General features: G+C 61.4%; 22 protein-coding genes, 1 tRNA gene and 1 pseudogene. 16 read left to right on the top strand and 8 right to left on the bottom strand.

What is annotated here, in order from left to right; genetic code table 11:
* Positions 1-18: 18 nt before the first annotated feature.
* Positions 19-1,560 carry a sugar ABC transporter ATP-binding protein gene (locus tag PYR71_RS13820; RefSeq protein ID WP_275619765.1) on the bottom strand — a complete coding sequence of 514 codons (1,542 nt, stop codon included), beginning with the start codon at positions 1,558-1,560 and terminating at the stop codon, positions 19-21.
* Positions 1,561-1,629: 69 nt separating this feature from the next.
* The gene (locus PYR71_RS13825) at positions 1,630-2,559 is read right to left on the bottom strand and encodes a sugar ABC transporter substrate-binding protein (RefSeq protein ID WP_275619766.1); all 930 of its coding nucleotides are present in this window, start codon (positions 2,557-2,559) and stop codon (positions 1,630-1,632) included.
* A 370-nt stretch (positions 2,560-2,929) separates the two neighbouring features.
* Between PYR71_RS13825 and PYR71_RS13830 the strand changes: the two genes are divergently transcribed.
* Complete coding sequence (locus PYR71_RS13830) at positions 2,930-3,427, top strand: DUF1993 domain-containing protein (protein ID WP_275619767.1); 498 nt, start codon at positions 2,930-2,932, stop codon at positions 3,425-3,427.
* Positions 3,428-3,433: 6 nt separating this feature from the next.
* Here the strand turns inward: PYR71_RS13830 and PYR71_RS13835 are convergent, their stop codons facing one another.
* Both PYR71_RS13835 and galE read right to left on the bottom strand, forming a co-directional pair.
* Positions 3,434-4,978, bottom strand: a complete 1,545-nt coding sequence (locus PYR71_RS13835; RefSeq protein ID WP_275619768.1) for an alkaline phosphatase family protein — start codon at positions 4,976-4,978, stop codon at positions 3,434-3,436.
* Complete coding sequence (galE, locus tag PYR71_RS13840) at positions 4,956-5,939, bottom strand: UDP-glucose 4-epimerase GalE (protein ID WP_275619769.1); 984 nt, start codon at positions 5,937-5,939, stop codon at positions 4,956-4,958. The genes PYR71_RS13835 and galE overlap by 23 nt, the downstream gene beginning before the upstream one ends.
* A gap of 243 nt (positions 5,940-6,182) precedes the next feature.
* Between galE and PYR71_RS13845 the strand changes: the two genes are divergently transcribed.
* Positions 6,183-6,827, top strand: a complete 645-nt coding sequence (locus PYR71_RS13845; protein WP_275619770.1) for a ThuA domain-containing protein — start codon at positions 6,183-6,185, stop codon at positions 6,825-6,827.
* A gap of 63 nt (positions 6,828-6,890) precedes the next feature.
* Positions 6,891-7,456: pseudogene (locus PYR71_RS13850) on the top strand (GNAT family N-acetyltransferase).
* 30 nt (positions 7,457-7,486) lie between these two features.
* Here the strand turns inward: PYR71_RS13850 and PYR71_RS13855 are convergent.
* Positions 7,487-7,729 (bottom strand): DUF2934 domain-containing protein, encoded by a 243-nt coding sequence (locus tag PYR71_RS13855; protein WP_275619771.1) that lies wholly within the window; start codon positions 7,727-7,729, stop codon positions 7,487-7,489.
* 236 nt (positions 7,730-7,965) lie between these two features.
* On the opposite strand from PYR71_RS13855, the gene PYR71_RS31005 reads away from it, so the two are divergent.
* Both PYR71_RS31005 and PYR71_RS31010 read left to right on the top strand, forming a co-directional pair.
* Positions 7,966-8,649, top strand: coding sequence for a DUF6880 family protein (locus PYR71_RS31005; protein WP_430523410.1), 684 nt, complete (start codon positions 7,966-7,968; stop codon positions 8,647-8,649).
* Positions 8,538-9,428 carry a DUF6880 family protein gene (locus PYR71_RS31010; RefSeq protein WP_430523411.1) on the top strand — a complete coding sequence of 297 codons (891 nt, stop codon included), beginning with the start codon at positions 8,538-8,540 and terminating at the stop codon, positions 9,426-9,428. Before PYR71_RS31005 ends, PYR71_RS31010 begins: the two co-directional genes overlap by 112 nt.
* Positions 9,429-9,557: 129 nt before the next feature.
* On the opposite strand, the gene PYR71_RS13865 is transcribed toward PYR71_RS31010, so the two are convergent.
* Positions 9,558-9,632: transfer RNA gene (locus PYR71_RS13865), tRNA-Gly, on the bottom strand.
* Between the two features lie 252 nt (positions 9,633-9,884).
* On the opposite strand from PYR71_RS13865, the gene PYR71_RS13870 reads away from it, so the two are divergent.
* The 4 genes from PYR71_RS13870 to PYR71_RS13885 all read left to right on the top strand — a co-directional run bounded on the left by PYR71_RS13870 (position 9,885) and on the right by PYR71_RS13885 (position 12,380).
* Positions 9,885-10,394: a prolyl-tRNA synthetase associated domain-containing protein gene (locus PYR71_RS13870; protein ID WP_183917467.1), complete on the top strand. Its 510-nt coding sequence runs from the start codon at positions 9,885-9,887 to the stop codon at positions 10,392-10,394.
* Positions 10,395-10,447: 53 nt separating this feature from the next.
* Positions 10,448-11,419 carry a thioredoxin gene (trxA, locus tag PYR71_RS13875; RefSeq protein ID WP_275619772.1) on the top strand — a complete coding sequence of 324 codons (972 nt, stop codon included), beginning with the start codon at positions 10,448-10,450 and terminating at the stop codon, positions 11,417-11,419.
* 76 nt (positions 11,420-11,495) lie between these two features.
* Positions 11,496-12,182, top strand: coding sequence for an LON peptidase substrate-binding domain-containing protein (locus PYR71_RS13880; RefSeq protein ID WP_183917462.1), 687 nt, complete (start codon positions 11,496-11,498; stop codon positions 12,180-12,182).
* A 9-nt stretch (positions 12,183-12,191) separates the two neighbouring features.
* Positions 12,192-12,380, top strand: coding sequence for a Trm112 family protein (locus tag PYR71_RS13885; RefSeq protein ID WP_010034724.1), 189 nt, complete (start codon positions 12,192-12,194; stop codon positions 12,378-12,380).
* A 122-nt stretch (positions 12,381-12,502) separates the two neighbouring features.
* Here the strand turns inward: PYR71_RS13885 and PYR71_RS13890 are convergent, their stop codons facing one another.
* Positions 12,503-13,717, bottom strand: coding sequence for a ubiquinone biosynthesis hydroxylase (locus PYR71_RS13890; RefSeq protein ID WP_275619773.1), 1,215 nt, complete (start codon positions 13,715-13,717; stop codon positions 12,503-12,505).
* 84 nt (positions 13,718-13,801) lie between these two features.
* On the opposite strand from PYR71_RS13890, the gene tesB reads away from it, so the two are divergent.
* The 7 genes from tesB (at position 13,802) to PYR71_RS13925 (ending at position 22,133) form a co-directional block, all read left to right on the top strand.
* Positions 13,802-14,686, top strand: a complete 885-nt coding sequence (gene tesB / locus PYR71_RS13895) for an acyl-CoA thioesterase II (protein ID WP_275619774.1) — start codon at positions 13,802-13,804, stop codon at positions 14,684-14,686.
* Between the two features lie 210 nt (positions 14,687-14,896).
* A complete protein-coding gene (locus tag PYR71_RS13900; RefSeq protein WP_275619775.1) occupies positions 14,897-15,247 on the top strand; it encodes a P-II family nitrogen regulator in 351 nt (116 codons plus the stop codon).
* A gap of 27 nt (positions 15,248-15,274) precedes the next feature.
* A complete protein-coding gene (locus tag PYR71_RS13905) occupies positions 15,275-16,699 on the top strand; it encodes an ammonium transporter (RefSeq protein WP_183917455.1) in 1,425 nt (474 codons plus the stop codon).
* A gap of 247 nt (positions 16,700-16,946) precedes the next feature.
* Positions 16,947-19,634 (top strand): FtsK/SpoIIIE family DNA translocase, encoded by a 2,688-nt coding sequence (locus PYR71_RS13910; RefSeq protein ID WP_275619776.1) that lies wholly within the window; start codon positions 16,947-16,949, stop codon positions 19,632-19,634.
* A gap of 139 nt (positions 19,635-19,773) precedes the next feature.
* Positions 19,774-20,442, top strand: a complete 669-nt coding sequence (locus PYR71_RS13915) for an outer membrane lipoprotein carrier protein LolA (protein WP_183917450.1) — start codon at positions 19,774-19,776, stop codon at positions 20,440-20,442.
* 102 nt (positions 20,443-20,544) lie between these two features.
* The gene (locus tag PYR71_RS13920; RefSeq protein ID WP_183917449.1) at positions 20,545-21,348 is read left to right on the top strand and encodes an exodeoxyribonuclease III; all 804 of its coding nucleotides are present in this window, start codon (positions 20,545-20,547) and stop codon (positions 21,346-21,348) included.
* A complete protein-coding gene (locus PYR71_RS13925) occupies positions 21,348-22,133 on the top strand; it encodes an ATP-grasp domain-containing protein (RefSeq protein WP_275619777.1) in 786 nt (261 codons plus the stop codon). The genes PYR71_RS13920 and PYR71_RS13925 overlap by 1 nt, the downstream gene beginning before the upstream one ends.
* Positions 22,134-22,159: 26 nt before the next feature.
* Here the strand turns inward: PYR71_RS13925 and PYR71_RS13930 are convergent, their stop codons facing one another.
* Positions 22,160-22,615, bottom strand: coding sequence for a cyclic nucleotide-binding domain-containing protein (locus PYR71_RS13930; RefSeq protein WP_275619778.1), 456 nt, complete (start codon positions 22,613-22,615; stop codon positions 22,160-22,162).
* Between the last annotated feature and the right edge of the window lie 99 nt (positions 22,616-22,714).

Consider the following 22,714-nt stretch of genomic DNA (forward strand, 5'->3'; position numbering starts at 1 on the left):
GCGATTGCAGACGGCGCATCACTGCGCAGCCAGCTCCATCACCTTGATCTGCGTTGCTTCATCGCGATTGAGGAAACCGGTCACGCGTCCTTCATGCATGACCATGATGCGGTCGCTCATCCCGAGAACCTCGGGCATCTCGGACGAGATCATGATGACTGCCACGCCGTTTCGCGCCATTTCGGTGACCAGCCGGTGAATTTCCGCCTTGGCGCCGACATCGATGCCGCGCGTCGGCTCGTCGAGAATGAGGATTCGCGGATTGGTGAGCAGCCAGCGGCCGATCAGCACCTTCTGCTGATTGCCGCCCGAAAGATTCTCCACGCGCTCGTAAAGATTGGGCGTCTTCACCCGCAGCTTTTTCGCCATGTCTTCGCAGGTCGCCTCGATTGCGCCCTGCTGCACGAAGCCGCCCTTGACATATCTGTCCTGCAGAACGGCGATCTGCATGTTCTCGAGAATATCGAGGATCAGCAGACAGCCAGTGTCCTTCCGGTCCTCGGTCAGGAACGCCATCCGGTTGCGGATGGCCTCGGTCGGCGAAGAAATCGTCACCGGCTTGCCGTAGAGCTCGATCGAGCCGGAGCTTGCCGGCGTCACGCCGAACAGCGTTTCGGCGACATTCGACCGCCCGGAGCCGACGAGGCCCGCCACCCCGAGAATCTCGCCGGCCCTAACCTCGAAGGAGACATTGCGGAAGACGCCGTTGAGGCAGAGATCCTTGACGGAGAGCACGACCTCGCCGATCGGCACCTCTTCCTTGGGGAACATCTGGGTGATCTCGCGCCCGACCATCATGCGGATGATGTCGTCGCAGGTGACGTCGGTCGAGGCATGGGTGCCGATATAGCGGCCGTCGCGGAAGACGGAAAACTCGTCGGCGATCTCGAAAAGCTCGTTCATCTTGTGGGTGATGTAGACGATGCCGATGCCTTGCGCCCTGAGGTCGCGGATAATGCGGAAAAGATGCTCGACCTCGCGCTCCGTCAGCGCCGAAGTCGGCTCGTCCATGATCAGCACGTCGGAATTATAGGAAACCGCCTTGGCGATCTCGACCATCTGGCGGTTTGCGACGGAGAGATACCGGACCTCGATATCGGGATCGATTGATATGTTGAGCCGGTCAAACAGCTCTTCGGTCATGCGATGCATCACGCCGTGATCGACGAAGCCGAAGCGGTTCTTCGGTTCGCGGCGGATCCAGATATTTTCCGCGACCGTCATGAACGGCATCAGGTTCAGTTCCTGATGGATCATGGCAATGCCGTTCTCCAACGCGTCGAGCGGAGATTTCAGCTGGATTTCGATCCCTTTCAGGCGGATATCGCCTTTATCGGGCGTGTAGATGCCGGCCAGGATCTTCATCAATGTCGATTTGCCGGCGCCGTTTTCGCCCATCAGCGCATGCACGGAGGCGCGCTTCAGCCGGAACTGCACGTCGTCGAGTGCGACGACGCCTGGAAATTCCTTGCGAACACCCTCGGCGCTCAACAGATATTCCGCATTCGGAACTGCGCCGCTTGCGCGCACGGCGGCCATGGTTGTCGGGCTGACGGCCATATCATCTCCTCCGGATACGGGCAGGCGAAAGGATGCGGACAAAAGCCCGCATCCCGTTTGGCGTTCGCCTCAGTTCTTGGTGACGAAGTCCTTGACATTTTCAGGGGTGACGAGCTGGAAGGGAATATAGACCTTCTTCTCGACCTTTTCGCCCTTGGCGATCTTAAGCGCCGTATCGAGCGAGCCCTTACCCTGGCCGGCGGCATCCTGGAACACGGTCACGTCGAGATCACCTGCCTGCATGGCGGCAAGCGCGTCCTGCGTGGCGTCGACACCACCGACGACGACCTTGGTCATATCCTTGCCGGCCGCCTTCAGCGCCTGGATGGCGCCGATCGCCATTTCGTCGTTGTTGGAAATCACGGCGTCGAATTCGATGCCGCTGGAGAGCCAGTTGGTCATCAGGTCGGCGCCCTGGGTGCGGTCCCAGTTGGCCGTCTGCTCTTCGACGATCTCGATACCCTTGCATTCATCGGTCTTGATGACGTCATGGACGTCCTGGGTGCGCATGCGCGCAGCCTGGTTGGAAAGTTCGCCCATGATGACGACGGCCTTGCCCTTGCCACCGAGAATGCGGCAGATTTCCTTGGTTTCCAGCGTGCCGGATTCCTGCTCGTTGGATGCGACGAAGGCCTGCTTGTCCGGCAGCGTGTCGACATTGACCGGCTGACGGTTGACATAGACCAGCGGAATGCCGGCATCGGCGGCGAGCTTCGACATTGCCGTCGTCGCATCGGTATCAACAGGGTTGACGATGATTGCGTCGACCTTGGAGGCGATGAAATTCTGGATCTGGCTCTGCTGCTTGGAAACGTCGTTCTGTGCGTCTTCGACCTGCAGCGTCACACCGCTCAGCGTCTTGGCGTAATCGGTCATGCCGTTGCGCAGAACGGTCAGAAAGTTGTCGTCGAACTTCGCCATCGAGACGCCGACGGTTTCTGCGTGAGCGGCCGCCGACATGACGAGCGCCATCGCAGTGCCCAGGATAAACTTTTTCATTTTACTTCCTCCACAAACGGTGCCCGGCTGCACCCTCCTCACGCCGGAGCCCCAGGCATTGGCCCTGAAGCCGCAATTCGCTCGTGCCGCCTCTCCCGCGGCGTCCCGTAAAACGGAACAAACAAACCGTAAAATTTGCTCTTCGGAATATTCATTCCATTTTCTGCGAACGGCGTCAAGCCTCTTTAGCGGCGACGAGATGGACCGGGCGCGCGATGCCACGGGGCCTTATGCCGGCACCTGCATTCGCTGCATTGCGGAAGCCCAAGGGAGCCTCCATCTATGAGGGGTCGAAGGCAGGTGTACCGTCGCAGGCGCCTTCGATCTCTCGCTGCGGCCTGATTATTTGAAGATTTTGGAGACAGGACAGATGTCCATTTCGATCTATCGCCTCACCGTTCCGATGTTCCAGCGGGGCCTCGCCAGCCTGAAAACCTACCTCGACAAGGCCGAAACCTATGCGAGAGAAAAGAATGTCGATCCCGCCATATTGGTCGCTGCACGCCTTGCGCCGGACATGCTGCCGCTTTCCGGCCAGTATCAGCGCGCCAGCGACAGCGCCAAATTCACCCTGGCTCGACTGACCGGCACCGACGCCCCGAAATTCGAAGACAATGAAAAGACGTTCGACGAGTTGCGCGAGCGCCTGGCAAAGACCGAAGCCTATCTCGCCACATTTTCGGCGCAGGCGCTGGAAGGCGTGGAAGACCGCCAGATCACCCTGCCCGGCAGCAGCGGCATCGTGCTTCGGGGGGACGAATATGTCACCACCTTCGCGCTGCCGAACTTCTATTTCCACGTGGCGACCGCCCACGCCATCCTTCGCAATCAGGGTGCGCCGATCGGCAAGCGTGATTATCTCGGGTAAAAGAGATCAGGGCCGGCGCGTCACCGGCCCTTTTTCCGTCAACTCCGTATAGGCAAGCGTCTGATCCAGATGCTGCGCCCTCAGCGACAGCAGTTTTTCGGCATATTCAAGCCGGATGGCCGCATAGGCCGGATCCTCCGCGACATTGTTGAGCTCCATCGGATCGTCGCGAAGATTGAAGAGCAGCGGCGGCAGTGCGGCAAAATGCACATATTTGAACCGCGCATCGCGGATCACCGCGAGATTGCATTGGTTGGACCGCGACCGGAAATGCCGTTCCGCCTCGCCAGCGGCGATATCACGGAAATCAAATTCCCAGAACGCCGCATCCCGCCATCCCGGCTCGCTCCCGCCATTGACGAACGGCATGAGCGACCGGCCGTCGAGCCCGTTTTTTGCCTCGATGCCTAGCTTTTCGCACAATGTCGGAAAAATATCCGCGGCGCTGGTGAAATCGTCGACGCACCCGCCTGCGGCACTGCTTGCGGGATCGCGGATGACAAGCGGAACATGATAGCTGCCGTCGAAGAAACCGCCCTTGCCGAGCGTCCAGTGATCGCCCGCCATCTCGGCGTGATCAGAAGTGAAGACGATAAGCGTTTTCTCCCAGGCCCCCGCACTCTTCAGCGCCTGCCAGATGCGGCCGAGTTGCGCGTCGACCTCAGCTATCATGCCGTAATAGATCGCCCGGATCGCAGCGAAATCTCCGCCATTCCAGCCGCTGAGCGGCCCGGTGGCGCCGTGAATGAAATTGCCCTTGCCGGTGCGCGGCATGGCATAGGCGAGATAAGGATGACTCGCCTCTTCCGCTTGAGCGTTTGTCGCGCGCGCAAAAGCCGGTCCGTCACCCGGCCCGAACATGCGGTTGAATGGCTCCGGCACGGAAAACGGCGGATGCGGACGCAAAAAAGAGACATGCGCAAACCACGGCCCGTCCTGCTCGCTCATCCAGCGGATGAATTCGCCAGCCAGGAAAGCGGTCTGGGTCTCGTCGCGGGAATAGGCCGGCGCCGCATTGGAAATTTCGCCGGCTTGCGCACCGACGGGAATATGGATGTTGCGGCTGACTGCATGCGTGTGGCCACGCGACCTCAGCCAGGAAAGCCATTGTTTTTCATGCTCGGGCAGAAGCTGGCGTGCGGTAAAACCGGGCAACACGCCTTCATAGGTCGTCAAATGCGGGTCGGCCGCATCCATACCGCGCGGATCGGGCGCCGTGTCGGTATAGCCGAACAGCGTCGAATCGTATCCCGCCCGCCGGGCGGCCAGCGCCAGATTGTCGAAGCGGGCATCCAGCGGCGAACCATTGCGACAGACACGATGGTTCATCTGGTAAAGGCCGGTATAGAGCGTCGCTCGCGCCGGCGAGCAGGGGGCAGCCCCGGCATAATGCCGCCGGAACAGCGTGCCTTCGCGCGCCAGCGCATCGATATTTGGCGTTTTCACACACGCATGACCGGCGGCCGACAGGCAATCGCCGCGCCATTGGTCCGCCGTTAGCAGCAAAATGTTCGGCCTAGCGCCCTTTTCAATGCTGGTTGGATCTTGCATGCCAGTTCCAGGCGGAGCGGATGATCGCGGAGAGATCATATTGCGGCACCCAGCCGAGCACGTCGCGCGCCTTGTCGTTATTGGCGACCAGCGTATGCGAATCGCCCTCGCGGCGGCCGATATATTCGACCGGGAACGGCCGGTTCGACACGTCCTCGATCGCGCCGAGCAATTCCTTGACGGTCGTGCCGGTACCGGTGCCGAGGTTGAGCGCGACGGACTCTCCGCCCTTCAGGAGATATTCGACGGCGCGCACATGCGCATCGGCAAGATCCAGCACGTGGATATAATCGCGCACGCAGGTGCCGTCGCGCGTCTCGTAATCGCTGCCGAACACCTTGAAGCCCTGGCGGCGTCCGAGCGCGGCATCGATCGCCAGCGGGATCGCGTGCGTCTCAGGCTGGTGCCATTCGCCGATCCGGCCTTCGAAATCGGCGCCGGCGGCGTTGAAATAACGCAACACCACCGAGCGCAGGCTCTTATACTGGTCGTAATCGGCAAGCGCCTGTTCGACGATATATTTCGTCCGCCCATAGGGGTTGATCGGCACCTGTCGGTGCGTCTCGTCGAGCGGCACGCTCTGCGGCAGGCCGTAGGTGGCGCAGGTGGAGGAGAAGACAAAGGCGTTGATGCCGGCAGCCTGTGCCGCCGAAAGCAGCGTCAAGGTGCCGATCACATTATTCTCATAGAAGGAAACCGGATCCTTGACCGATTCGCCGACCTCGATCAGCGCCGCGAAATGCAGGATTGCCGCCGGCTTGTGCGTGGCGAGCACCTCGTCCAGCCGGGCGCGATCGCGAATATCGCCTTCCTCGGCCGGCCCCCATTTGACGAACTCGCGATGGCCGTTGGAAAAATTATCGAAGACGACAGGCTTGTAGCCCTTGTTCGCCAGGTCAAGGCACGTATGCGAGCCGATATAACCGGCGCCGCCGACCACAAGAACCGTTTCACCTGCCATACACCACCCTTGTTGTTCCTGAGAGACGGGAGAAACCTAGACGAGATGCGCGGCAATAAAAAGAAGGAAATGCGGCGGACGTGAATGGACGCCGGTCCAACTCCGAACCGCCAGGCGCCCCGTAACGATTTGTGCCGGATCGGCAATTCGTGAAATATTCGCGTGATTTGCATAACGGCCCATTTTAAGGGCTTTCACACCACGTGATGCAACGGTCCGCACAATCAGCCAGGGAGCGCGTGAATGAGGAAGGCATTGGTCGTTTGGGGCGGCTGGCAGGGTCATGAGCCGGAGCAATGCGCCCATATCGTCGCCGATCTCTTGCGCGAGGACGGCTTTGCGGTCGAGGTGACCGGCGATCTCGGCATATTCGGATCTCCGACGCTCGCGAAAGCCGATCTGCTGGTGCCGATCATCACCGGCGAAACGCTGGAAAAGCCGCATGCCGCGGCCCTGGTCGAAGCAGTGCGCGGCGGACTCGGGCTTGCCGGCCATCACGGCGCGCTTGCCACCTCCTTCAAGGAAAGCGCGCCTTTCCGCTATGTCTCCGGCGTCACCTGGGTCGCCCATCCCGGCAACATTATCGACTTCCGCGTCCTGGTCAGCCGCCAGGACGATCCGATCATGGAGGGCATTCCCGATTTCGACTACCATTCGGAGCAGTATTACCTGCATTACGATCCCACCGTCGAAATCCTGGCGACCACGACCTTCACCGGCGCATACGATCCGGCGGCCCGCAATGTCGTGATGCCTGTTGTCTTCAAGCGCCATTTCGGCGCCGGCCGCATCTTCTATTCTGCTCTCGGCCATGTCGCGGCCGAATTCGACCATCCCTACATGCCGCTGATCCTGCGGCGCGGCCTCGGATGGGCCGCCCGCCGGTAGATTTGGAAGAGGCCACAAGGACGGCCGCTTGCCGGTCGCCCGCTTGCGCCATAACTTGCCGGCATGCCGGATCGCTTCTCTTTCGTCCTTGCCACCGCCGATCTCCCGACCGATATCGAATCGATCTTCGACGATTGTGTGGGCGGGCGGAATTGCCGCTGCGCCTACTGGTATCTTCCAAATGCCGATTACAAGGCGGGAAGGGGTGAGGGAAATCGCAGCTGGTTTCGGGATCTTGTCACCCAGCCGCGTCCGCCGGGCATTCTCGGCTATCACGACGACGAGCCGGCCGGATGGTGCGGTGTGGCGCCGCGCGCGGTGTTCGACCGGCTGCGCCGGTCAAAACCCTTCGCTCCGGTTGATGACAGGCCGGTCTGGTCGATCAATTGCTTCATCGTCCGCAAACCGTTCCGGCGGCAGGGCCTGTCTCGTTTGCTTTTGAAACAGGCCGTCGAATTTGCCCGGGCAAACGGGGCTGAATGTCTCGAGACCTATCCCGTCGACCAGATCCGCGCGTCGGGGCAAGCGACCTTTACCCCGGAACGCTTTCGATATTTCTGGATGCCGGTTTCGTCGAAGTCGCAAGACGACTGCCGACGAGGCCGGTCATGCGCCTGGATTGCCGCTGACTATTTCGGCGCACGGGAATTGGCAATCGCCTAACGCGCCGCTTTCAGCTGCAGGCCGTTCTCGGCAGCGGGCACAACTCGCATCAGCCGCCCGGCTGCCTTCAGCTTCTCGATGAGATCGTTTCCGTCCGGCGAAGCCTTCGTCAGCTCCAGCTGCTCGAATTCCTTGAGCGCCTGCGCCCAATGGCTTTCCCCGCGCCCATCCGGCCGGCCTTCCGATTCCCACAGCGAATAAGCGCGCTGGCTGACCCAAGCGTCCTTAGTGTGACTCATAACCAACCCCAGCCGAAAATTTGGAAGCAAATATCGATAGGCAACAAGGTGCCAAAGCGGGCTTTAGGAGTCGTTACGAGGCAGCGTTATTTTTTGGCTAACGGCCATTATTCGGCGAGACTAACCGCCGATAAAGTCATACGAATTCCCGATACGATATACTTGCGCCTCGCCTCGGCACCGTGGACTGATTTGAATACCGGGTTAGGGTCGGCGCGAAACAACAGCGGTGACCCATGGCAGCAAAGACGACTCTCAACGCCAAGAACTTGGAAGCTCTCGGTGCACAACGTCTCGCCGAACTGCTGATCGAAATCAGTACCGGCAGCGCCGCCCATAAACGGCGGCTTCGCATGGAGCTGGCCGGTAGTCAGGGCAGCACCGAGGTCGCGCGTGAGATCCGCAAGCGCCTCGGCAGCATTGCACGAGCGCAGAGCGTCATTGAATGGCATAAGGTAAAAACCGTCAACGCGGACCTCGAAGCGCAACGATCCGCGATCGTCACCATCGTGGCCGCCGACGATCCGAAGGAAGCGTTCGATCTCATCTGGCAATTCCTTGCCGTTGCCGATTCGATATTCCACCGATCCAACAGCAGCGACACAGCCTTCATCGAGATGTTTCATCAGGCATGCGGCGATGCCGGCGTCATCGCCAGCTCCGCGGGGATCGGTATCGATGTCCTTGCCGACAAGGTCTTCACTGCGTTGCAGGATAATGACTACGGCCAATATGACCCGCTGATCGCCGAGATGGTTCCGGCGCTGGGCAAGGAAGGCCTGGAACGTTTGAAAGGCCTCCTGGTGCAATGGTCGAACGAAGCGGAGGAGAAGCCCGCCGATGCCGACCGGGAAATTCTCGGCTGGGCGGCAGCGGTCCGATCTACCAGGACGAGATCTATGCCAAAGATCGGCGACTGACGGCGCGCATAGCTTTGCAGGAAATTGCCGATGCCCAGGATGATGTCGATGCCTTCATCGCCCAGCAGCCGGAAGAGACCTTAAGGGCGCCGATGGTCGCGATCGCGATTTCCGACCGCTTGCTGTTGGCCGGACGCGCCGAGGAAGCATTGAGGATTTTGGACGGCGTCGATCACCGGTTCGAAATGCCTTTTGAATGGCAGGAAGCCCGCGCCGAAACGCTCGGACGGGGGGAGGAAGCGCAGGCGTATCGATGGCAATGCTTCGAGCAGTCGCTGAACGGGGGGGCACCTTCGCGCTTTGCTGCGAAAGCTCGCCGATTTCGACGACATCGAGGCCGAGGAGAAAGCATTCGCCTTCGCACACGGCTTTCCCGATGTTCATCGAGCCTGGCCTTTTTCCTCGCCTGGCCCGCACCTACCGACGCAGCCAAACTCGTCTCCAGGCGCCAGGCGGAACTGGACGGCGACCTTTATGAACTGATGACGCCGGCCGCCGAAATGCTGCAGGAGAAGCACCCGCTCGCGGCAACGATGCTGCTGCGGTCGATGATCGGCTTCGCTCTCGATTACGGCCGGTCCAGCCGTTACAGGCATGCCGCGCGCCACCTGGCGGAATGCGCCTCGCTCGCGCCTCATATCGACGATTTCGGCAGCGCCCTGCCTCACGATGCCTATATCGCCGAGCTCAAGCGCCAACATGGAACGAAGCATGGCTTCTGGAGCGTGATACGTAAGGCCGGATATGGCGATTTACGAACGGAAAGGACATCGCCATGAGGTGACTGACGCCACCTGTGCCGAGAGCAGGCAGCGACGAGCGTTTGGCATAAGACCCATTCGGAACGACGTTGTCCATGTCTCATGGACAGCCTGCTATCATGTCATTCGGAATGAACCTGGGAAAACTGGAGCGGGCGAAGGGATTCGAACCCTCGACCCCAACCTTGGCAAGGTTGTGCTCTACCCCTGAGCTACACCCGCTCAATCCGCATCGGTCCGGGGTAGTCGTTGGACCGTGGGCGCCGCCTCGTGGCGACGGGCGCTATATGGCCTAACGGATTTTCAAATGCAACAGGGAAATGACGGAGAGAGGAAGAAAAATTCGTGCGGTCGCATGAGGCCGGCGGAAAGGCCGCAAATGTGGGGGAGGGCGTCGGTGACGAAGATTGCCAAATGATGTGGACGGACTTAATCAGGACGCCTCGTTTTTCATCGCCACCAACGGATTGCCTGATGCCCGAAAACATGCCCAAGACGAAAGACGATCTGTTTGCCTTCCTCGACGGGCTCGGCATTGCCCATAAGACGGTCGATCACGCGCCTGTTTTCACCGTGGCCGAATCGGTTGCGCTGCGCGACGAGATCCCCGGCGGCCACACCAAGAATCTCTTCATCAAGGACAAGAAGGACAGGTATTTTCTCCTGACCGTGGAGGAGAATGCCGAGGTCGACCTCAAGCAGGTGCACACCATCATCGGCGGCTCCGGCCGGGTCTCCTTCGGCAGGGCCGAGAAGCTCATGGAGTATCTCGGCGTCATTCCCGGCGCGGTCACCGCCTTCGGCGCGATCAACGATACGGCAGGAAATGTCACTTTCGTGCTCGACGCCGATCTGATGGCTGAAGAGGTCGTCAACTGCCATCCGCTCGCCAACGATGCGACCACATCGATTGCAAGCGGCGACCTTGTCCGTTTCATGGAGGCGACCGGACATAAGCCGCTTGTCTTGAAAGTGACGTCCTGACATACGATTTTAGCGCTACAATGATGCCGGCATCGGCGCGGCGGGAGATACCTATGAGCGGCAGCAACAACCCCTATAACGGTTCCTTCGGAAATCAGATGTCGGCAACGACAAGCTTCGGCGCTCAGCCTGCACCGGCGGCGGCCGGCAGCTATGTCACCGACACGACGACGGCGAATTTCGGTAAGGACGTCATCGAGGAATCGCGCAAACAGCCGGTGCTGGTCGATTTCTGGGCGCCCTGGTGCGGGCCGTGCAAGCAGCTGACACCGGTCCTGGAGAAGGTTGTCAACGAGGCCAAGGGCCGCGTTCGGCTGGTCAAGATGAACATTGACGACCATCCCTCGATTGCCGGCCAGCTCGGCATCCAATCTATCCCCGCCGTCATCGCCTTCGTCAACGGTCGCCCGGCCGACGGTTTCATGGGCGCGGTGCCGGAAAGCCAGATCACCCAGTTCATCGACCGGATCGCCGGACCGGCCGGCGCCGATGAGGCCGCCGAAATCGAAGCCGTTCTGGCGGAGGCGGCGGAACTGCTTGCCGCCGGCAACCTCAACGAGGCCGCGCAGCTTTACGGCGCCGTCATGCAGGCCGATCCCGAGAATGCCAAGGCGCTTGCCGGAATGGCCGAATGCATGATCGCCGCAAACCAGCACCAGCGGGCGCGCGAAACACTGTCCAATCTGCCGGAGGAACTCGCTAGAGATGCCGGCATCCAGGCGGTCTTGAAGAAGCTCGACCAGATCGAGGAGGCGCGCAAGCTCGGCGATCCCGTAGCGCTCGAGCGTGACCTTGCTGCCAATCCCGACGATCACGAAACGCGGCTGAAGCTCGCCAAGATCCTCAATGTCGAAGGCCGGCGCGACGAGGCGGCCGAACATCTCCTTCAGATCATGCGCAAGGACCGCGGCTTCGACGATGACGGCGCGCGCCGCCAGCTGCTGCAGTTCTTCGAGGTCTGGGGTTTCAAGGATCCGGCGACGGTTGCCGCCCGCCGCAAGCTTTCGGCGATGCTGTTCTCCTAAGATTAGAATATCGGCCCTTGCGTTTTCGGGCGGGGGCACCACATTCTCGTCAGAACGGGCATGCCCGTTTACAAGAATGCGGGACGGTTTCATGCAAGTCGGTAATGCCAGATACCTGAAGCCGGGCGATCTGCCCGATGCCATCGCCGTCTTCCCGCTGCCCGGGGCCCTCCTCCTGCCGGCCGGACAGCTTCCTCTCAACATCTTCGAGCCGCGCTATCTGGCGATGCTGGATGCAGCGCTTGCCGGAAACCGGCTGATCGGCATGGTGCAGCCGGCGCTCGGCGAACATGAGGAAAAGGGGCACGAGCCCAGTCTTGCCACCGTCGGTTGCCTCGGGCGAATCACCTCCTTCGCCGAGACCGGCGACGGGCGCTATATTGTGTCGCTGACCGGCGTCTGCCGCTTCCGGCTCCTGGGGGAGAAGGTGACCAGCGATCCCTTCCGCACCTTCCGGATCGCGCCCTTCATCGCCGACCTCTCGGCGGAGAACGAGGAGGAGGCGGTCGATCGCACAGCCCTGCTCACTGCTTTCAAAGCCTACCTCGATGCCAACAAGCTGGAAGCCGACTGGGAAAGCGTCGAGCGGGCGAGCAATCTGACGCTGGTCAATTCGCTCGCCATGATGTCGCCCTTCGGGCCGGCGGAAAAACAGGCTCTGCTGGAGGCGCCCGACCTGAAGACGCGGGCCGAGACGCTGATCGCCATTACCGAAATCGTGCTGGCGAGGGTCTTCGGTGACTCCGACACGGTTCTGCAGTAAACTTCGGCCATGGACGAAAAACTGAGCCGCGTCGATCCGAAACTGTTGGAGCTCCTGGTCTGCCCGCTTTCCAAGGGCCGGCTTTCCTATGACCGCGAGCACAATGAGCTCGTTTCGGAAAAGGCGCGCCTTGCCTATCCGATCCGCGACGGCATCCCGATCATGCTGGTGTCCGAGGCGCGGCGCCTCGACGAGTAGCGCTTTTCATCATTGTCTCTAATGCATGTCGCCCGGAAGCGTGCAACGGTTCCGGGATAACGACATGCATCAAAACGAGGGGCTAAAGCGCGTCGCATGAATCATATTTGACGCGACGCGCTTTAGATCGTCTGGCCGGTCAGCAGGCGGGGGTTGTCCTTCGCCGTCGTTCCGGCCGCCTGGCCGATGAAGAAGGATTTGAGGCGCGGCAGCCGGTCGACAATGCCGAGACCGACATCGCGGGCGACGCGGATCGGCATTGCGTCGTTGGAGAAGAGCCGGTTGAGCACGTCAGTCGTCACGCCCATGCGGAAGGTGTCGAAGCGCCGCCAGGTCTGGTAGCGCTCGAGAATGTTGATCGAACCGATATCGAGGCCGAGACGATCGGCTTCCACGACCGTTTCTGCCAGCGCCGCCACATCCTTGAAGCCGAGGTTCAAGCCTTGTCCTGAAATCGGATGGATGCCGTGGGCGGCGTCGCCGGCAAGCGCGAAACGCGGGGCGACGAAGGCACGGGCAAGCGTCAGGCCGAGTGGAAAGGCGCGCTTGTCGCCGATCACCTTCAGCGCCCCGAGCTTGTGGCCGAAACGGCGTTCCAGCTCTTCTTCGAAGACCAGCTCGTCGGCGGCGACCAGCCGGTCGGCATCATGCGTGCGCTCGGTCCAGACCAGGGAAGAACGGTTATTCTTGAGCGGCAGGATGGCGAAGGGGCCGGCCGGGAGGAAATGCTCCTCGGCGCAGCCGTCATGCGGCCGCTCGTGCTCGACCGTCGCGACAATGCCGGACTGGCCGTAGTCCCAGGTGACGGTCCTGATGCCGGCGAGATCACGCAGCTTCGAGCGCAGACCGTCGCAGGCCACCACCAGCCGCGATTCCAGTATGCTGCCGTCCGAAAGCATGACGGTGGCATGGCTGTCCTCAGTTTTGAGCTCCGTCGCGCCGAGTCCGTGGCGGATGTCGATGCCGAGCCGTTCGCAGGCGCCGCGCAGGGCCGCGACCATGGCGACGTTCGGAATCATGTGGGCGAAAGGCCGGCCTTCGGCCACTTCGCCATCGAAAGTGAGGAAAACTGGACGCACCGGGTCGGAGGTTCTCGAATCGGTGACGATCATCTTGGTGATCGGCTGAGCTTCCGGCTCGATCTCGTCCCAGATGCCGAAGATTTCGAGCATCTTCACCGCGGCGGCGATGACGGCGGAGGCGCGCGTGTCGTTCTTCCACGCATGCTCGGGTGCGGCCTCGACCACCGAGACTTTCAGATGCGGCGCTGCCTGCTTGACCGCAACGGCAGCGGAAAGGCCGACATAGCCCCCGCCCACAACCAGCATATCAAGCATCACGCCGCTCCCGTCCCTTGTGCCTCAGATGTGATCTATATAGATCATCGCCACTTCACTTCCTACCGCCGGGAGACATACAAAATGACGCGCGAAACATCAGGGCCTTCGGCGATGGAGAGGCTGCTTGCGACGCTCGACCTGGAGCCGATCGAGGTCGACATCTTCCGCGGCCGCAGTCCTCAGGCCGGCTGGCAGCGGGTCTTCGGCGGGCAGGTGATCGGCCAGGCGCTGATGGCGGCGCAGCGCACAATCGAGGCTGAGCGTTTCGTCCATTCGCTGCATGCCTATTTCATGCGGCCCGGCGATCCCGCAGTGCCGATCATCTATCAGGTGGAGCGCATCCGCAACGGATCGAGCTTCAATACCAGGCGTGTCGTCGCGATCCAGCACGGCAGGGCGATCTTCGCGCTGTCGGCCTCTTTCCAGCTGGAAGAGCCGGGCTTCGACCACCAGATCGCCATGCCCGAGGTGCAGATGCCGGAGGCGCTGCTCGGCGAGCAGCAGATCAAGGAACAATATCTCGCGCATGCGTCGGAGGCGATCCGGGCATACTGGCAGCGCGAGCGGCCGATCGAGATCCGCCCTGTCTCGCTGACCCATTATTTTTCCGACAGGAAGCTCGATCCCAGGCAGGACGTCTGGGTGCGGGCGACCGGGGCGGTTCCCGACGACCGGCGCTATCAGGCGGCAGTCCTTGCCTATCTCTCCGACATGACGCTGCTCGACACGTCGCTTTATGCGCATGGTACCTCGATCTTCGATCAGAGCCTGCAGGTGGCGAGCCTCGATCACTCCATGTGGTTCCATCGGCCCTGCAAGCTCGACGACTGGCTGCTCTATACGCAGGATAGCCCGTCGGCTTCCGGCGCCAGGGGGCTGACACGCGGGAGCCTGTTTACCCGGTCGGGACTGCTCATCGCCTCGGTCGCCCAGGAGGGTTTGATTCGTAAAAAGGCAAATGAATAAATAATGGGCATATTTCTAAATTTGGGCATAATTTGCGCGCTTATTGGTCAGTCATCTGCCTGTTTATTGGCATCATCTATTTTAATCTTTATTTTTCAATAACTTATATCTCGGCGCGAATCTGGCACGTCCTTTGAATGTATATCGCTGGTCGCTGTTCAGGAACGTCAGCGGCAAGGAGAGTCGGCTCCGCGCCGAGGATAACGAAGGATGGGAAACCAGATGAAAATTGTGATGGCTATTATCAAGCCGTTCAAGCTCGATGAGGTCCGCGAAGCGCTTACGGCGATCGGCATTCAGGGCCTGACCGTGACCGAAGTGAAGGGCTACGGTCGCCAGAAGGGGCATACCGAAATCTATCGCGGCACCGAATATGCGGTCAGCTTCCTGCCGAAGCTCAAGATCGAAATCGCCGTTGCATCGGAACTTGTCGAGAGGGCGGTCGAAGCCATCGCGGCGTCGGCCAAGACCGGCCAGATCGGTGACGGCAAGATCTTCGTCTATTCGATCGACCATGCCGTGCGCATCCGTACGGGCGAAACCGATTCAGAAGCGCTGTAAGAACGGCAGATCAAGGAGCTTTTTCCAATGTCAATTTCGAAGTTTTCCTCCACCTATGCGCGGGTCTGCGCAGCAACGGCCGCGCTTCTTGCGCCGGCGGTCGCTTTTGCGCAGGAGACTGCGCCGGCTGCTGCTGCCGCTGCTCCTGCCTTCACCATGGACAAGGGTGACAATACCTGGATGCTCGTCTCCTCGGCGCTCGTCCTGCTGATGACCATCCCGGGCCTCGCGCTTTTCTACGGCGGTCTCGTCCGCGCCAAGAACATGCTCTCCGTGCTGATGCAGGTCTTCATGATCACCGCCGTCGTGGCGCTGCTCTGGGTGACCTACGGCTATTCGCTCGCCTTCACCGACGGCGGCTCGCTGAACAGCTTCGTCGGCGGCTTCTCCAAGGCCTTCCTTGCCGGCGTCAACACCTCGTCGCTCGCCGAGACCTTCTCCAAGGGCGTCGCCATTCCGGAATATACCTTCATCGTCTTCCAGATGACCTTCGCCTGCATCACGCCAGGCCTGATCGTCGGCGCATTCGCCGAGCGCATCAAGTTCTCGGCCGTCATGCTCTTCGTCGTGCTCTGGGTCACCTTCATCTACTTCCCGATGGCGCACATGGTCTGGTTCTGGGGCGGTCCGAGCTCCTACACCTCGCCGGCCGGCCTGATCTTCTCCTACGGCGCAATCGACTTTGCCGGCGGCACGGTCGTCCACATCAATGCCGGTATCGCCGGCCTCGTTGGCGCCATCATGCTCGGCAAGCGCACCGGCTATAAGAAGGAAATCATGGCTCCGCATTCGATGACGCTGACCATGGTCGGCGCCTCGCTGCTCTGGGTCGGCTGGTTCGGCTTCAACGCCGGCTCCAACCTCGAAGCCAACGCCTATGCCTCGCTCGCCATGATCAACACCTTCGTCGCGACGGCTGCCGCCGCTGTGTCCTGGTGCATCGTCGAAAGCCTCGCCCGCGGCAAGGCCTCGATGCTCGGCGGTGCTTCCGGTGCCGTCGCCGGCCTCGTTGCCATCACGCCGGCGGCAGGTTTTGCCGGCCCGATGGGCTCGATCGTTCTCGGCCTGATCGTCTCGCCGGTCTGCTACTTCTTCGTCGACGTCGTGAAGAACAAGTTCAACTACGACGACAGCCTCGACGTCTTCGGCGTGCATTGCATCGGCGGCATCATCGGCGCTCTCGGCACCGGCATCCTCGTCAACCCGGCGCTGGGCGGTGCAGGCATCGTCGATTATTCGACGGCCGATTTCGCAGCCTCCTATGCCGGCACGGCGACCCAGGTACTCGCCCAGGCCAAGGGCGTGCTGACGACGCTGCTGTGGTCGGGCATCGGCTCGGCGATCCTCTACAAGATCGTCGACGTCGTCGTCGGACTGCGCGTCACGGTCGAGGCCGAGCGCGAAGGCCTCGACCTTTCGACCCACGGTGAAGCCGCCTACCACGCTTCCTGATCATAAGGTTTGCGGCGCCCGGCAGACGGGCGTCGCTTCACGGCCCGTCGCGGCCTACCCAGTATCGCATTTGGCCCCGAACCCTTTCCAGGTTCGGGCTTTTTTTGATCTCCCCCGTCCGGAATGCCGTCCAAGCACGCATGGTTAACATCGCTTTAACCCGCCTCTGGTTAGGTAGAGCGGAGGCATCTGGCATGGCGAAGCTTCGGTGATTCGCATGCCCTCAGGCATTGGACGGGTTAGACACATGGCAAGAAGCACGTCGCCGGCGATGGATGGCCGTCCGGATCGGTTCTCCTTCTCGGCATTCATGCTGCGGCAGATCCAGGCGCTCATCGGCTTTGCGATCTTTCTGTTGCTGGCGTTCTGCGTCGCGGCGCTGGCGACATGGAACGTCGAGGACCCCAGCTATTCCTACGCCACCGCCAACCTGCCGACGAATATCCTCGGCTATAGCGGCGCGGCTTTTGCCGATATCGTCATGCAGTTCTTCGGACTTGCCAGCGTCGTTTCGATGCTGCCAATCGTCGCCTGGGCGCTGACGATGATCTCGGGTCGCCCCTTCAGCCGCATTCCCGCCCGCATCGGCGCCTGGCTTGCCGGTTCGGTTTTGTCCTCCGCCGTCATCGGCTGTTTCCCGCCGCCGCTCACCTGGCCGATTCCAAACGGCATCGGCGGCGTCGTCGGCGACATGATTCTGCGTTTTCCCGCGCTCTTCGTCGGCGCCTATCCCACCGGCACCTTCGCCATGGTCGTCGGCTGCATCTTTGCCGTGCCGACCGCCTGGATGATGCTCTTTGCATCGGGCCTCGTCGGCCGCAGCGAAGCGGATGACGAAATCGAGGACGATTACGTCGAGACGCCAAGTAGGGCACGGGTCGTCGGCGACGAGGACGAGGAGGACGAGTCGCGCTGGGTCGCTTTCAGCGGCGCGGTGACACATGCCTGGTACATGAGCCAAGGGCGGCTGCGCCGGCTCTTCGGCATGGGACCGCGCAAGCGGCGCCAGGGCGATTTCGAATCGCCCTATGATTTCAACGATGATGAGTTCGGCACGCTGAACGAACCGGTCCGCGCCAAGGCGCCCGCCCTGCGCGGCGAGCGCATGGAACCGTCGATGGAGCCCTCAATGGGGGCAAGGGCGGCTTCGCCGCGGCGCGTCGTCGCCGCACCGTCGCTTTCCATCGACGACGAGGATGAGGACGACGATCCGCCCTTCGATACCGACATGCCGCTGCGTCCGGCCGATATCCTGCCCGACGATGATGACGACGACTGGATGATCCGCGCGCCAGCGAAAGCCGCAGGCAAGCCGGAGCCGCGTGTCGTGCCCGCGATCGCACGGCCCAAACCCGGCGCCCGTGTCGAGCGAGAGGCGCAGGGTTCATTCATTCGGCCCGAGGGTTTTCAGCTGCCCTCAATGCACCTGCTCGCCGAGCCGAGGAACGTGGTGCGCGATTCGACGCTGTCGGCCGACGCGCTGGAGCAGAATGCCCGTATGTTGGAGGGCGTGCTCGAAGATTTCGGCGTCAAGGGTGAGATCATCCATGTTCGCCCCGGCCCGGTCGTCACGCTTTACGAATTGGAGCCGGCGCCCGGCATCAAATCGTCGCGCGTCATCGGCCTCGCCGACGATATCGCCCGCTCGATGAGCGCCATTGCCGCCCGCGTTGCCGTCGTGCCGGGCCGCAACGCGATCGGCATCGAACTGCCGAACCAGACGCGCGAGACCGTCTATCTGCGCGAATTGATCGCCTCCCGGGATTTCGACGGCAGCAAGGCGAAGCTTGCCATGGCGCTCGGCAAGACGATCGGCGGCGAAGCCGTCATCGCCGACCTGGCCAAGATGCCGCACCTGCTCGTCGCCGGCACCACCGGCTCGGGCAAGTCGGTCGCCATCAACACGATGATCCTGTCGCTGCTCTACCGTATGACGCCGGAACAGTGCCGGCTGATCATGATCGATCCGAAAATGCTGGAACTCTCCGTCTATGACGGCATTCCGCACCTGCTTTCGCCCGTCGTCACCGATCCGAAAAAGGCGGTCGTCGCGCTGAAATGGACCGTGCGCGAGATGGAAGAGCGCTACAAGAAAATGTCGAAGATCGGTGTGCGCAATATCGACGGCTTCAATACCCGCGTCGAGCAGGCCTTGTCGAAAGGCGAAGCGATCTCGCGCACGGTGCAGACCGGCTTCGACCGCCATACCGGTGAAGCGATGTACGAGACCGAGGAGTTCGACCTCCGGCCGATGCCCTATATCGTCGTCATCATCGACGAAATGGCCGACCTGATGATGGTCGCCGGCAAGGACATCGAAGGCGCCGTCCAGCGCCTGGCGCAGATGGCGCGCGCGGCTGGCATCCATGTGATCATGGCGACGCAGCGCCCGTCGGTCGACGTCATCACCGGCACGATCAAGGCAAACTTCCCGACCCGCATTTCCTTCCAGGTCACTTCGAAGATCGACAGCCGCACCATTCTCGGCGAACAGGGCGCCGAGCAGCTGCTCGGCATGGGCGACATGCTCTACATGGCGGGCGGTGGGCGTATCCAGCGTGTGCACGGCCCGTTCGTCTCGGATGTCGAGGTCGAAGAGATCGTCTCCTACCTGAAGACGCAGGGCTCGCCGCAATATCTCGATGCGATCACCGCCGATGACGACGAGGACGGCGATTATGGCGGCAGTGGCGGCGGCCCGGCCGGCACGTCGAACCTTGCGGATTCGGAAGATCCCTATGATCAGGCCGTCGCCGTCGTGCTGCGTGACGGCAAGGCCTCGACCTCCTATGTGCAGCGCCGGCTCGGCATCGGCTATAACAGAGCCGCCTCACTGATCGAGCGGATGGAGAAGGAGGGCATCATCGGGCCGGCCAACCATGCCGGCAAACGCGAAATCCTCGTTCCCACAGAAGACGACATCCTCGACCGCTGACATAACAGCCATATATTTCAGATGGGGCTGCTTTTGCGGAAACCTGATCGCAGCAAAGCCGTTTCCTCTCGCGGGCCGATCGCAACGCCTTGAAGACGCCGCCTTTCGGCAGCATGCAGATCGCATAAAGGAGATTTAGATGCGTAACTCCGATTCCTTCCTCTCCGGCCTGACGATGACGCGGCGCGATCTTCTCGGCGCTTTCGCCGTCGCTGCGATGGCAAGCGCCATTCCCTTCGGTGCTCTCGCGCAGGCGGCGGCGCCTGCCTCCGGCACGGCGCAGGCGATTGCCGACCATTTCTCCGGCGTCACGACGATGCAGGGCGAATTCGTGCAGTTCGGCCCCCGCGGCGAGCAGACCGGCGGCAAATTTTTCATCCAGCGCCCCGGCAAGCTGCGTTTCAACTATGACGAGCCGTCACCGATGCGGGTGATCGCCGACGGCAAGAATGTCGCCATCGGCAATACCAAGCTCAAGACCTGGGATCTCTATCCGCTCTCCAAGACCCCGCTCAGTCTGCTGCTGGCGCAGCATATCGACCTGTCGGCCGGCATGGTGAAAGGCGTCAAGGAAGAGTCGGACCTGACGACGATCGCGCTCGGCAACAATACGGTGTTCGGAAACTCGACCATCACTATGATGTTCGACCCGAAAACCTATGACCTGCGTCAGTGGACGATCACCGACAATCAAGGCAAGGACACCTCGGTGATGATCTTCAACGTCAAGACAGGCGTGCAGTTCGACGACCGTGTCTTCCGGGTTCCCTATGAGAGCATTCCGGGCACGCCGCAATCGCGCGACTGAGCCTTTTCGGTTGATCTGCTGACGCTTTTGCACGCGGCCCGGTTCCCTCCGGTCCGCCTTTGTTCTAAAGCCCTTTCATGAAAGCGTGAAAGGGCTTGCCGCATGGGCTTTTCGATTACGACCTGGAATATCAATTCGGTACGGCTGCGCATGCCAATCGTCGAGCAGCTCGTCCTAAAGCACAGCCCCGATATTCTCTGCCTCCAGGAAACCAAGGTGCCGAACGAGCTCTTTCCCGCCGCGCCCTTGCGGGCCATGGGCTACGATCACATCATCATCCACGGTCAGAAGGGCTATCACGGCGTGGCGATCGCTTCGCGCATTCCGCTGACCGAAGATCACCGGCAGGATTATTGCGGCGTCGGCGACGCCCGCCACATATCGGCAATCTTCGAACGCGGCAATCGCCGCATCCGGCTGCATAATTTCTACGTCCCGGCCGGCGGCGACGAGCCGGACCGGACGATCAATCCGAAATTCGGCCATAAACTCGATTTCATCGAGGAGATGAAGCTGCTGAAGGCCAATGGCGAGGCCAATACCTCGGCCATCCTGGTGGGTGACCTCAACATCGCCCCGCTCGAACACGACGTCTGGTCGCACAAGCAGCTGCTGAAGATCGTCAGCCACACGCCCGTCGAAACCGACGGGCTGCTCGAGGTGATGAAGCGCGGCGCCTGGCTCGATCTCATGCGCCAGCATGTACCTGCGAGCGAGAAGCTCTATACTTGGTGGAGCTACCGCGCCAAGGACTGGGAAGCGGCCGACCGCGGCCGCCGGCTCGACCACATCTGGTCCTCATCGGATCTCGGGCCGCACCTGAAGCGGATCGAGATCCTGAAGGAAGCGCGCGGCTGGGACCGGCCCTCCGACCATGTGCCGGTGACGGCGCATTTCGACTTGTGATGCAGTGGATTCTTCAGGAGTTCGAGGACACTCACAAACTGGCCGAGGCACTCGACCGGCTCGGTATCCCCTACAGTTGGCACAAGGTTGTTCCGTTCATCGGCGAGCTCATTCCCGAGCCGGTTGTCGCCGATCCCAGCGCCGTGGTGATGTTCGGTTCCTATACGCTGTGGAGAAACGCCGCGGCGAACGGCTACCGGCCGGGCATGTTCAAGTTGCGTCCCTTTGTCGAGGAAAAGGTGTGGCATCCCTACCTTCTCAACGGCGCCGATGCGTTATTCCTGACGCTGCGAGAGGTTCCCGCGTGTCTGGCTGACGATGGGCGGGAATGGTTTTTGCGTCCGGTCGACGACGGCAAGGAAGAGCCCGGCAACGTGAAATCGGCCGGCGAGATCATCCGCATGGTCGAGAGGGTCCTCGCGCTCGACGAAGATGAAATCCCGGCGGGATCGCTACGGCATGACACGCTGCTGATGTTCACCAAGCCTGTCCGCATCCTGCGCGAATGGCGTCTCTGGGCCGTCAACGACAGGATCGTCACCTATTCGCTTTACAAAGAAGGATCGCGCGTCATCCATCGCCATGAGATCGATGACGACGCGCTCGAATTCGGGCGGAGGATGGTCGACCTCAATCCCGGCTACTCTCCGGCCTATGTCATTGACGTCTGCCGTACGGAAGGGGGCTTGAGGCTGCTCGAGACGAACTGTCTCAATGCTGCCGGCTTCTACGCCGCCGACCTCACAAAGCTCGCCGCAGCGATCGACGGCCTCGCCTACGACTGACGCGTCTCTGATCGCACCCACGTGGATCAGCTGAACCGATGGAACTGGCTTGCGGCCTTAGCCGCAAGTTCGGCGAGATTATCGCGGATGCGGTTTTCGATCAGACGAGCCGCGTCCGGATATTCCTCGATCAGCCGGTGGAAGAGTGCGCGGGTGATGCGGATGATGCTGGTGTCTTCGCGCGCGATCGCGGTGAACTTGCGCTCGACCAACGTCACCAGCGCCAGCTCGGAAATCAGCGTGCCGCGGCCGGCAACGGCATCAGCCCGCTGCATGCCGTCGCTGCTCGTCGTGCGGAGTTCCAGGCTGCCGCTCAAGACGACATAGGCGCTCTCGGCCGGCGCGCCCTGGCGAAACAGCATCTGGCCGGCGGCGATCATGCGCCGGTCGGCGCCGAAAGCGATCAGTCGCAGCTGGTCCTCGCTCATGTCCTTGAACAGCGGAAGCTGCGAGAGCAGATGAATGTCGTCCGTCAGCGCCATACGGGCTTTTCGCCTTAGAGCAACTCCAACAAAAACTGCGTAGCGGTTTGCGTGCGGAACTGCGTGAAAATAAAGAGATAGAGCATTTCCGTGATTCGG

The organism is Rhizobium mulingense (assembly GCF_029194105.1).
Lineage (GTDB): Bacteria > Pseudomonadota > Alphaproteobacteria > Rhizobiales > Rhizobiaceae > Rhizobium > Rhizobium mulingense.